This is a genomic window from Psychromonas sp. (assembly GCF_983033635.1).
Window position 1 is genome coordinate 8,090 of record NZ_CEZLMY010000015.1, and the last position, 11,632, is coordinate 19,721.

12 protein-coding genes are annotated in these 11,632 nt (G+C 36.6%); 4 read left to right on the forward strand and 8 right to left on the reverse strand.

Annotated elements, in window-relative coordinates:
• Positions 1 to 995, forward strand: a 995-nt coding sequence (locus AC4GME_RS03560) for an AMP-binding protein (RefSeq protein WP_490379022.1), incomplete at its 5' end; no start/stop codon positions are given.
• Between the two features lie 13 nt (positions 996 to 1,008).
• On the opposite strand, the gene AC4GME_RS03565 is transcribed toward AC4GME_RS03560, so the two are convergent.
• Both AC4GME_RS03565 and AC4GME_RS03570 read right to left on the reverse strand, forming a co-directional pair.
• Positions 1,009 to 1,749 (reverse strand): UDP-2,3-diacylglucosamine diphosphatase, encoded by a 741-nt coding sequence (locus tag AC4GME_RS03565; protein ID WP_490379023.1) that lies wholly within the window; start codon positions 1,747 to 1,749, stop codon positions 1,009 to 1,011.
• Position 1,750: 1 nt separating this feature from the next.
• Positions 1,751 to 2,245 carry a peptidylprolyl isomerase gene (locus AC4GME_RS03570; protein WP_490377337.1) on the reverse strand — a complete coding sequence of 165 codons (495 nt, stop codon included), beginning with the start codon at positions 2,243 to 2,245 and terminating at the stop codon, positions 1,751 to 1,753.
• 127 nt (positions 2,246 to 2,372) lie between these two features.
• Here AC4GME_RS03570 and cysS point away from each other — a divergent pair, with 127 nt between their 5' ends.
• The 3 genes from cysS (at position 2,373) to AC4GME_RS03585 (ending at position 6,039) form a co-directional block, all read left to right on the forward strand.
• Complete coding sequence (gene cysS, locus AC4GME_RS03575) at positions 2,373 to 3,755, forward strand: cysteine--tRNA ligase (RefSeq protein ID WP_490379024.1); 1,383 nt, start codon at positions 2,373 to 2,375, stop codon at positions 3,753 to 3,755.
• Between the two features lie 229 nt (positions 3,756 to 3,984).
• Complete coding sequence (gene yccX, locus AC4GME_RS03580; RefSeq protein WP_490377335.1) at positions 3,985 to 4,257, forward strand: acylphosphatase; 273 nt, start codon at positions 3,985 to 3,987, stop codon at positions 4,255 to 4,257.
• A 165-nt stretch (positions 4,258 to 4,422) separates the two neighbouring features.
• Positions 4,423 to 6,039: a methyl-accepting chemotaxis protein gene (locus tag AC4GME_RS03585; RefSeq protein ID WP_490379025.1), complete on the forward strand. Its 1,617-nt coding sequence runs from the start codon at positions 4,423 to 4,425 to the stop codon at positions 6,037 to 6,039.
• Between the two features lie 30 nt (positions 6,040 to 6,069).
• On the opposite strand, the gene AC4GME_RS03590 is transcribed toward AC4GME_RS03585, so the two are convergent.
• The 6 genes from AC4GME_RS03590 to AC4GME_RS03615 all read right to left on the reverse strand — a co-directional run.
• Positions 6,070 to 6,243, reverse strand: coding sequence for a YbaM family protein (locus tag AC4GME_RS03590; RefSeq protein WP_490379026.1), 174 nt, complete (start codon positions 6,241 to 6,243; stop codon positions 6,070 to 6,072).
• On the reverse strand, positions 6,236 to 6,817 hold the full coding sequence (gene priC / locus AC4GME_RS03595) for a primosomal replication protein PriC (protein WP_490376204.1): 582 nt from the start codon (positions 6,815 to 6,817) through the stop codon (positions 6,236 to 6,238). Before priC ends, AC4GME_RS03590 begins: the two co-directional genes overlap by 8 nt.
• A complete protein-coding gene (locus AC4GME_RS03600) occupies positions 6,805 to 7,584 on the reverse strand; it encodes a sulfite exporter TauE/SafE family protein (RefSeq protein ID WP_490379027.1) in 780 nt (259 codons plus the stop codon). The genes priC and AC4GME_RS03600 overlap by 13 nt, the downstream gene beginning before the upstream one ends.
• A complete protein-coding gene (gene dinG / locus AC4GME_RS03605) occupies positions 7,577 to 9,643 on the reverse strand; it encodes an ATP-dependent DNA helicase DinG (RefSeq protein ID WP_490379028.1) in 2,067 nt (688 codons plus the stop codon). The genes AC4GME_RS03600 and dinG overlap by 8 nt, the downstream gene beginning before the upstream one ends.
• 112 nt (positions 9,644 to 9,755) lie before the next feature.
• Complete coding sequence (gene narL / locus AC4GME_RS03610) at positions 9,756 to 10,391, reverse strand: two-component system response regulator NarL (protein ID WP_490376207.1); 636 nt, start codon at positions 10,389 to 10,391, stop codon at positions 9,756 to 9,758.
• Positions 10,384 to 11,632 (reverse strand): histidine kinase (locus AC4GME_RS03615; protein WP_490379029.1); only part of this gene is annotated, 1,249 nt, incomplete at its 5' end. The genes AC4GME_RS03615 and narL, both read right to left, overlap by 8 nt.

Sequence of the window (11,632 nt, forward strand, 5' to 3'; positions counted from 1 at the left end):
GTGCCATACTCTCTCATAAAAACATGATTGCCAGCTTAATGCAGGCTGACGGAGTTTTTGGTTGTGTTGTCAATAAAGGCAAAGACACTGTTGTCACCGCATTACCTCTTTACCATGCATTTGCATTGACTGTTAACTGCTTATATTTTTTGAAAGCTGGCTGCCGTAATATACTAATTACCAATCCTCGAGATATCACAGCGTTTATTTCGACGTTAAAAAAATATTCTTTCACCTATTTTACGGGGCTTAATACCCTGTTTAATGCCTTGCTTGTGCATCCTAAATTTTCAGATATCGATTTTAGTCACTTAAAAATTACATTAGCAGGGGGAATGGCGACACAAGCCTCCGTTGCACAGCAATGGCAGAATAAAACAGGCAGTGTTGTTATAGAAGGTTATGGTCTAACCGAATGCGCGCCTATGGTTAGTGTCAATTCATATAATACTGAGACATTTAATGGATCAATTGGCTTGCCTTTACCAGGTACTGATATTCGCCTTCGTGATGAGCAGGGGGAACTAATAAATGAATTTAATCTTGCAGGTGAAATTGAGATCAAAGGCCCGCAAGTGATGCGTGAATATTGGAATAATCCAGAAGAAACTAATCTTGTTTTACAAGACGGTTGGTTTAAAAGTGGAGACATAGGTTTATTCGACGAGCAAGGTTTATTACATCTTGTTGATCGTAAAAAAGATATGATTTTAGTTTCTGGTTTTAATGTATACCCAAATGAAATAGAAGGTGTTGTTGCCGAGCTTGAGGGAATATTAGAAAGTGCAGCTGTTGGCATTGATAACGGGCAATCAGGCGAGAAAATTAAATTATTTGTTGTTTTAAAAGACTACTCAATTACAGTGCAGGATATTCATAATCACTGCCATAAACATCTTACTGCTTATAAAAGACCAAAGTTAATTGAAATTGTAAATGATCTGCCGAAAAATAATGTAGGTAAAGTTCTGCGCAGATTATTAAAAGCGCGCTAAATCGATCATTTACTTACAGAGAATAATAATCAATTGGGCGAATTATCAACTCAAATCTGTCTTTCTGCGCTTCTATAAAACTAAATTTATCAGACCAATCCCCGACATCAAAACGACAAGCTGGCTGGTTTGATAATTGAAATTGATGTTCTGCGACCTGGTGAGTGTGGCCGTGAATGAGTGTTTGAGCTTGATGTTTTTTCATCAAGCGTAAAACTTCACTTTGCGTTACACCCATTACATTTTTATTTTTGTATACTTTTTTGGATTGACTGGCGCTGCGGATTTTCCAACCAATTTTCTTGCGAATAAACAGTGGCATTAAATTAAAGATAAATTGTAAAAATGGATTATGAATTACCGCACGCATTTTCTGGTAATTTTTATCTGCTAAACAGAGAGTATCCCCGTGCATAATTAATACATTTTTACCGTACAGAACAATTTCACTGTGATCATTTAATAATTGCATAGAAGATTGTTTTGCATACTTTTTACCAATCATAAAATCACGATTACCGTGAATATAATAAATTTTGATCTGGTTTGTTTGGCTATAGGCAGAAATTCGTTTTGCCACTTCATCCATTAACGGCGTATGCTCATCATCACCAATCCACACCTCAAATAGATCGCCTAAAATATACAAAGCATCGACATCTCCCTTTTCATTTTCCAAAAACGAAAAGAAAGCATCGGTTATTTTAGGTTGATGTTCACTAAGGTGTAAATCAGCAATGAAGAGTGTACGCATGTTAAGCTACCGTTACTTTTTCAATAACCACATCTTCAAGCGGCACATCCTGATGCACATAACCGTAATTACCTGTTGCAACATCTTTAATTTTATCAACAACGTCGGTACCTTCTACAACTTGTGCAAATACACAGTAGCCCCAGCCATCCGTTGTTTCTGATTTAAAATCCAAAAATTTATTATCATTAATATTGATAAAGAACTGTGCTGAAGCTGAATGAGGTTCCATTGTACGAGCCATTGCAACAGAGTATTTTGTATTAGACAGACCATTGTTTGCTTCATTTTTAACAGGCTTGTTAGTGTCTTTTTCTTCCATTCCAGAAGCAAAACCACCACCTTGGATCATAAAACCGTCAATAACACGATGGAAGATTGTATTGTCATAATGACCTGATTGTGCGTATTTAATAAAGTTAGCCACTGTTTTTGGTGCTTTCTCTTCATTTAAATCAAGTTTAATATCACCGAAGTTTGTATGTAAAGTAACCATAGTAAGGTCCTGTCTCTGTAAAAAAACGGTATCATACATCAACATCGTATTTCGTTAAATACAAAGGGTGAATTTGTCTTATTAGCAGGTTAGAATAGCGCTTTTATAGTTATAAACTGGAAGCCGCATGCTAAAAATATACAACACACTGACACGACAAAAAGAACAATTTAAACCGCTTATTCCCGGCAAGGTCGGCATGTATGTGTGTGGTGTAACCATTTATGATTATTGTCATATTGGACATGCAAGAACATTTGTAGCTTTCGATACTGTTGCACGTTATCTGCGGTTCAGCGGTTACGATTTGAATTTCATTCGTAATATTACCGATGTCGATGACAAAATCATTAAACGTGCCAATGAAAACAATGAGACTTGTGAGCAATTAACGACACGTTTTACTAAAGCGATGCATGATGACTTCGACGCGCTAAATATGTTACGCCCGGATTTAGAGCCCAGGGTAACTGACCATATGCCCGAAGTTATCTCTATGATTGAAAAATTAATTAATAAAAAGCATGCTTATGTTGCAGAAAATGGCGATGTACTTTTTTCTGTTGAAAGTTATGCTGAATATGGACAACTTAGCGGGCAGAATCTCGAGATGTTACAAGCAGGCTCTCGTGTTGATGTGGAAGAGAGTAAACATAATCCGCTTGATTTTGTGTTATGGAAAATGTCTAAAGCGAATGAGCCTTATTGGGAGTCTCCATGGGGTAATGGCCGACCAGGTTGGCATATTGAATGCTCGGCAATGAACAACGAACACCTTGGTGAAGTTTTTGATATTCATGGTGGTGGTTCGGATCTTTCATTCCCTCATCATGAAAATGAGATAGCACAGTCTTGTTGTGCTCATAATGGTCAATATGTAAATACTTGGATGCATTCAGGTATGGTACAGATTGATAAAGTAAAAATGTCCAAGTCATTAAACAATTTTTTTACTATCAAAGATGTACTGGACGTTTATGACAGTGAATCAGTTCGTTATTTTTTAATTTCAGGCCATTACCGCAGCCAGTTGAATTACTCTGAAGATAATCTTAAGCAAGCGCGTGCGAGTCTTGAACGTCTGTATACATCAATCCGTGATTTGGATATTTCAAATTGTCAGTTAGATAAAAGTGATCCCCATTATTTACAATTCTGCAAAGCAATGGATGATGATTTTAATACACCGGAAGCGTTGGCGGTGTTGTTTGATCTTGCTAAAGAGATAAATCGATTAAAGATTAGTAATAAACAACAGGCTGCTACTTCAGCTTGTTTATTAGTTAATATTGCAAATGTACTGGGTTTATTAAGTCAATCACCGGAGCACTTTTTACAAGGTGATGAAAGTGAAGATGAAGTCGTTATGATTGAAGCACTTATCAAACAACGCAACGATGCTCGTGCAAATAAAGATTGGTCGAGTGCTGATGATGCGCGTGATAAATTAGCGGCATTAAAAATAGTACTAGAAGATGGGCCAAACGGTACAACTTGGCGTAAACAGTAGTCTTGACAGCCATAGCCAAACCACCTCAAGATGCTGATTCCTGCATCTTGCAGTGTTTTGGCTATATAATAATGCTTTGTATTTATACAGAGCATTATTAAAGCCAATCTTCCGGTTTTATCCTATTACTAAAAGTTTTATCCTTTCTTTTCTACACTGTTTTTAACTACACTTACCTTTATTTCACAACTACCCTAAACTTAATTGGTAGCTAGAAAAGGGGGCGCAAATGGAAAATATCGGCTGTAGAGTGATTGTAAGCGGTATGGTTCAAGGTGTTGGTTTTCGTTATTATACCAGCAGGGAAGCAAGTAAATATAATTTAACCGGGCATGCAAAGAATCTGTATTGTGGTGATGTTGAAGTCCTGATGTTTGGTGAAAGGGAAAAAATTGAACATATGTTGAAATGGCTTGAGCAGGGGCCGAGAACATCGCGCGTAGATAATCTTCTTGTCAGTTATATAACATACAGTAATAAAGACTGCTTTGAATGTTTTTGAATCTATAAGCGTTATTTGCAACTGTTAATCTTTAAATACAATTAGTTAGATATCACTGAAAACAGTTCTGCATAGTATTGTAAGGGCTGTGTAATATCATGTAATATTCCGGCATCTCAAATAATGTTAAATTATTATATGTATTTATAAATATGAAGGGTTTCCATGTCATTTACCATCAAACAAAAAGTGTATTTTTTCGTCTTTTTCGCCTTATTGGCCATATTAATTATTGGTTATCGAAGTATCAGTTTAGTCAAAGATGAAATGTATGAAGATAGAAAAACACAGTTAAAAGTTCAGGTTGAATCAGTAGAAGGTTTACTAAAATCATATCAGCAAAAAGTAACAGCTGGCGATTTAACGCTTGATCAAGCACAGCAAACATTTTATCAAACCGTGCAAGAGTTACAGTACAGTGGCAATGGCTATTTTTTTGCAGTCAGCACCGATATGACTTTACAGGCAACTTTGAAAGGTAAAAAAACCGGAGTTAACGTTGCCAACATTAAAGATGCAAATGGGCGATTTCTTTATCAGGACATTATAAACAGCACGCAGAATTCTGATGGCCGGGGTTATGTTGAATACCAATTCCAACGTGCCAGCAATGGTGTCTCAGAAGATAAATTATCCTATGCTATTTTGTTTAAACCTTGGAACCTGGTTGTCGGTACTGGTATTTACATTAGTGATCTTAATGAAAAAGTGTATGAAAATATCATCGCTATGGTGATTATGGTAAGCATCTTTTTTATTGGCCTTATTTTAATCGCATTCTTTATTATCTCTGCAGTTATTAACCCTATCGAAAATATTCAAAAAGTGATGGTTAAAGCTGAACGAGGTGACATGACACAACGTTTGGATATTTTAAATGATGATGAACTTGGTGCATTAAGTAAAACGATAAACTCGATGCTTAGCGAGTTCCATAGTTTAGTAGAGAAACTTGTCGGCTCATCTCAAAACCTGACAACTGCTTCTGAAAGTTTGTCGGTTATTGCGGGACAAACAAACCGAGGTGTCAGCAAACAAAGTGAAGAGATTCAAACAGTTGTTAGTGCGATTGAACAGATGTCATTAACTGTTAAAGAGGTGGAAGGTAATACCGTTAATGCCTCAAATACTACAGCCGAAGCGCGAGATATGATCCATGAAGCAAGTCGTATGGTCGTAGATACAATGGGCTTGATTGATAATGCATCACAAAAAATCGACCATGCGAGCTTAGTTGTCGATGAACTTAAACAGGGATCCACTGAAATTGCTGAGGTATTGAATGTTATTACCGGCATTTCTGATCAAACAAATTTACTTGCATTAAATGCAGCCATAGAAGCGGCGCGAGCTGGTGAAGCCGGACGTGGATTTGCTGTTGTTGCGGATGAAGTAAGAAGTTTGGCACACAGCACGCAAAATTCGACTGTTGAAATTCAGAAAATAATCGAAAAATTACAGAGCTTATCGCAAACTGCTGCAGACAGTATGTCAGCGGGTAAAGAGGCCGCTAAACAGACAATTGAATCAGCTGCAAAAACTGATGAAAATTTAAAATTAGTTGTTAGGCATGTACTGCAAATCAATGATATGACTGGACAAATTGCTTCGGCAACCACTGAGCAAGCTGCAGTTTCGGAAGAAGTCGCTCGTGCCATGGTCAGTATCAGTGATATTTCAGTTGAAACGGGACAAGCAAGTGAACAAACCAGAACTGAAAGTTTAAACGTGAAATCACTTTCAGAAAGTGTAGATCAAAGCGTTGCTAGATTCGCAATATAAATCTAATTACAGTTTTAATTAAAGCAGATGTTATCTATATAACATCTGTTTTTTTTTGAAATCATTTAAAACAATCTCAAGAGCTTCAATAGCAATAGCCGTTTCAATTTGGTTTTCTTCTAACAGTTGGATTAGATCTACTGCAATTTGTACCGATTTTGGGGCATCAGATAAACTACCACTGTTATTTTTTTGTTCACTCATCTTTTATATCTTCTAATTTAAACTCTAATTTTTGGGTGAAGGTATTACATTTTTGATAACGAATTTTTAAAGCCTCTATTTTTTCTTTAATATAGGATTTTTGTGCAGATTCACTTCCTGCTAATATCTCTTCTTGTTCAGAAATCATATTTAACAAACGATGCTCATATTGGTATTGTTTCTGCAATTGTTGGTATATCTGCTCTTTAGGAGAAGAGTAGGATTTATATAACAGATCTGCTTCACCTTTTTCTAATCCTTGTACAAGTTGCAATAAAACATGAAACTGGCCGACAAACAGTTCGCATTCATGTTTAATAAGGACCTCTGGAAGTTCTTTATTTATCGCATCCTGTAATGAATTAAATGTTTTTTCCATCTGTTTTATATAGCCCGCAAGGCTAAGGCTACGCTTTGAGAAAAGATGAATTTCAAAAACAAAACAGTGATTTTCTGTTTGTTTAATTTTACTGTCCAGTTTTACACAACGTTTACTTAAATCACAGAGCTGATCTTTTAACTGTTTTAAAAGTAAATGGTATGAACTTAATTCACTTTGCTTTAACTCAGCCATGCGTTGTATCCTAAATTAACAGCCATAATCAGTACAATTGAGATAAAAATTGGTCGTATAAATTTTGCACCAAAATGAATGGCTGAATGTGCGCCAATATAGGCTCCAAGCATTAAACAACCGCCCATTGTTAAGCCGATTAACCAATTCACTTGTCCAAAATAGATAAAAATTGCCAGCGAGGTCAGGTTACTGGTGAAATTCATCGATTTAGCGATGCCACTTGCAAGCAAAATATGCAAACGATATAAACGCATCGTGGATATTACCCAGAATGCCCCTGTTCCGGGACCTGATGCTCCATCATAAAAGCCTAAAATAAAACCTTGCACACTCTGTTTAATTCGCAAAGCAAAATTGTTTGCAGGCAATTGATAATTATCAATATCAGCCATACGGTTAAATAAGCTGTACAGCGCAACACTCAAAATAATCAGAGGTAACACTTTTTCTAACCACTGAGTGGCAATTAAATTGATAAAAATAGTACCCGTTAACGCACCAATAAGTGTGCTGTAAAAACTTTGCAGCCAAAAATGGGGGTTAAAAAGCTGTTTTTTAAAATAGGTATAAGCGGCAGTACCCGATGCAAAACAGGCTGACAGCTTGTTTGTGCCAAGTGTTAAGTGTGGTGGTAGTCCTAAGCTTAATAATGTTGGTACAGTTAACATTCCGCCTCCGCCAACAATCGCATCGATAAAACCCGCAGATAGGCCAACGACGATAATTAAAGCCCAGCTACTCGGATCAAATAAAACTTCAGTCATTACTGTTTTTCTCAAATTGAATATTAAAAGGGGGCAGGGCATCAAGTAAACCTTTCCCATAACGTTTTGTTTTTACACGTTTATCTAAAATTATAATTTGACCTGTATCATTTTCTTTACGGATTAATCGTCCACAAGCTTGAATAAGTTTTTTGCTGGTTTCAGGAATAGAAAGTTGCATAAAGGGATTACCGCCTTGTGCTTTTATCCACTCGGAATGCGCTTCCTCAACAGGTGAATTAGGCACGGCAAAAGGTAATTTAGTGATCATTAAGTTTGTTAAGTAATGACCTGGTAAATCAAGCCCTTCCGATAAACTTCCTGTTCCAAACAGGATGCTGGTCAGGCCCTTGTCACAACGTTGTTTATGCACTTCAATCAGTTTACTGCGTGATAATTCACCTTGTACTAATAATGCGTTAGTATATTTTTTGGCAAGTTTATCGGCAACTAAATTCATTTGCCAATAGGATGCAAATAAAACTAAGTTAGCCTGCTTATCCTGCAGGTAATCGTCAATTTTCTCAACCAGCTCATTGTCAAAGTCAGCTTGTGTCGGATCGTGCTGCATATCCGAAACAATTAAGGGAACGGTTGGATAATTAAAAGGTGATTTTAGGCGTAAGTATTGCGTGCCGTCATTACTTTTTAAGCCACTTTGACGTTTAAAGTATTCAAAATTATTAAGTGAGGTTAATGTTGCGGAGCATAAAATCACCCCTGCTGCCTGCGACCAAAACATACATTCTAAAATACCGCCAACTTCAATCGGCGAGGCATTTAAATAAATATCATTTTTTTCTTTTTCTGCCCAGGCGGCAATTGGCGTCTGTTTGCTAGAACGCTCTTTGGTTAACATTAGCCAAAGTGCATGCATGTTTTCCAGACGTTGTAAGAAAAAACCTGACTCAATCAATAATGGCTCCGCTTCCGCCATTTTTACATTACCATCTTTGATCTCTTCATTAATAATTGTTGCTAGTTTATTTAAGGCTGATAAACACTTTTTGCTCTCTTCCTTTAAATGACAGCCTGGAATGGTCAAAGCTTCAGGCAGTTCACCCATCTCAAAACGGTATTGCTCTGATTCACTGAAATATTGCGGGTTATTGTTGAAATACTGTTCAACAAGTTTAAGATCTTTGCTTAATTCAACAGCGCTTTCCAGCATATTTAAACATGGTGTTATGGTGGTTTGTCGCTTAATCACCCTGTTGATATGCTGATTTAGCTGTTTGACTTTTTTAAGCCAATCCTGGCTGCCTATAATACTTGCGCGTGCGCTGGAAAAATCGCGTGATATTTTCGGAAGATGGTGTGCTTCATCTAATATATAAAAACAGCTGTCAGGATCTGGTAATATAATACCCCCCCCCAACTCTAGATCAGCTAACAGTAATGCATGGTTAACAACAATAACATCTGCTTTATTGATATCATCTCGCGCGCGATGAAACGGGCACTGACGATGATTTGCCAGCGCACGTTTACAGCTAAATTTATCAGATACAATATGTTGCCATATGCGGTTTGGAATTGTTTTCGGCCAACTATCGCGATCACCTAACCATTTTCCTGACAGATAAGCCTCATTTAAATCTTTTAATAAAGCCTTATCACCTGCTTGCGGTTTTTCTTCAAAGAGGATCTGCTGGGGTGTTTCCTGTTGAGTGCTGAATAATTTGTGCTCACAACAATAACGTTGACGGCCTTTTGCCAGAGTAAATGAAAATTTATAATCACTGTGACGTAAAAAGAAGGGCAGATCTTTATTGATTAACTGCTCTTGCAGGGTGATTGTGGCTGTTGAGATAATCAGCTTTTTATTTAATCGCTGTGCAACCGGCAGGGCTGCTAGGATATAAGCTAATGATTTACCGATACCCGTGCCTGCTTCGGCAACAAGTATTCGCCTCGATTTGTCATATTCACCAGCAAGTACTTTTGCTATTTCAGCTACTAAATAGTTCTGAGCTTTACGTTTGCTGAAGTTGGGTAACGCTTGAGTAATAAGATCATAACTGCCACGGATCTGTTTTTTTAATGATTCTGAAAGCATAGTTTCCGCGCATAAAGAGAAAATTCATTGTTAGAATGAATTATATAAATATTTAGATAGACAAACCACTTAGAAATACAGAACTAAGTGATTTAGTTATAATCGAAAATTTTTATTTAGGCTGTTGCAGATATAAAACAGCTGCTTCTACACGAGATTTTATCTGCATTTTTTTTAATAAACTCTTCACGTGTACTTTTACTGTACCTTCAGAGATATGCAAATTTTCCGAAATCTCTTTATTACTATATCCTTTAGCAACTTCTTGTAATATCTGCACTTCTCGTTTAGTTAGGTTAGACAGTTTGTCGCGGATATTATCTTCCTGATCAAGTTCATTAAGATAGCTGTTTAATTTTTCACTGACTACTAATTGTCCTGCTAATACTTTAATTATATTTTCCAATAAAGATTCAGGTTCAGAATCTTTTAACAAATAGCCATCGGCTCCCTGGTTAATCATTGCAATCACATCTTGTCTATTATCACTGACCGTTAAAATTATCACTTTTGCACAGCAGCCATTTTGGCGTAATGCCTTTAAAGTCTCTAATCCGGAAATACCATGCATATTAAAGTCTAATAAAATCAGATCGGGTTGAAGTTTTTTGGCAAAACTGACCGCTTCAATACCGTTTGTCGCCTCTGCAATAATTTCAAAGCGTGCTTCAATAGATAATAATTGTTGAATGCCTTTACGCATAAGTGGGTGATCATCAACAATGATCACGCGTGTTAAATCAGACATTTTCAATTCCTTGATTAAGTAACGATTTTTTATAAGGGAAAATAAGTTTCACCTCAGTTCCTTTTACTAATGGGTTAACTGCAAGCGTGGCACCGAGTTCATCTGCACGCTGTTTCATTATCGACAGCCCATAATGGTTTTCTTTTTGTGCATTATCCTTAATTCCCCAGCCATCATCAATAATACTAATCCATACATTATTCTCATTAGTAATAATGCAGGAAACTTCAATCGAGGTGCATTGTGCATGTTTAATGGCATTAATAATGGCTTCACGAACAATTTGTAGTAAATGAATATGTTGGCTGGCATCCGTATAAAAGTGTGTTTCAAACTGTTTAATTGTAATAAGTGCAGGCGTTTGTTTTTGTAAGGTTTTTATCATAGTTATCATCGCTTCTTTAAAATTAGATTCTGGAACACTTAACCTAAATGTAGAAAGCAATGAGCGTAATTGGATATAAGCATCCGAAACAGCAACTTCAATATTGTTGATTGTTTGTTTTGCTTGCTCTTGTTGCGAGCCGCTGACTTGGCGATGTAACAGAGTGCACTGTATTTTCAAAAACGATAATGACTGCGCAATTGAGTCATGTAATTCACGTGCGATGATGCCACGCTCTTCCATTAATAATATTTTTTGTGCCTGTAAACTGTGCTCTTCCTGATATAAAGCACGAGCAACAAGTCCGGTAAAACTTTCAATAAGGCTAGTATGATCCTGCTCATGTTCACTAACCACATAGTTAAGAAAACCGTAAGGTTTAGCGTTAATAATAATAGGGATGCGTAATAGATTAGGATCAAGGCTTGCACAACCCAGCGCACTATTTACGAAGGTACCATTATTTAATTCCACACAGACTTTACGTAAGTTTGCCTGTTTACCCAGTGCATTTAGCGCGTCAAATAAGATTGGAGAGGTTAATTTAACTGTGCTTAACTGCTGTGATATCGAAAACAAAAATTCAATAGTTTGATTTGCTTTTTCAAGTGCCAGCGTTTTTTGCTTAACCTGGTTTTGCATATCCTCAATTAAGTTTTGTATCTCTTTGGACATATCATCCATGCCCTGGGAAAGTATACCTATTTCATTTTTATAATCGGGGAAGGTAACGGAAAAATTGTGTTCTTTTATCGCTTCGACATTTGTAACAAGTTTTTTTACGGGTAGTGCAATATGCTTTTTTGAATAGTAGAAAAGAAAGATACCTGCAAAGGCAATCAATAAAAATTCAACT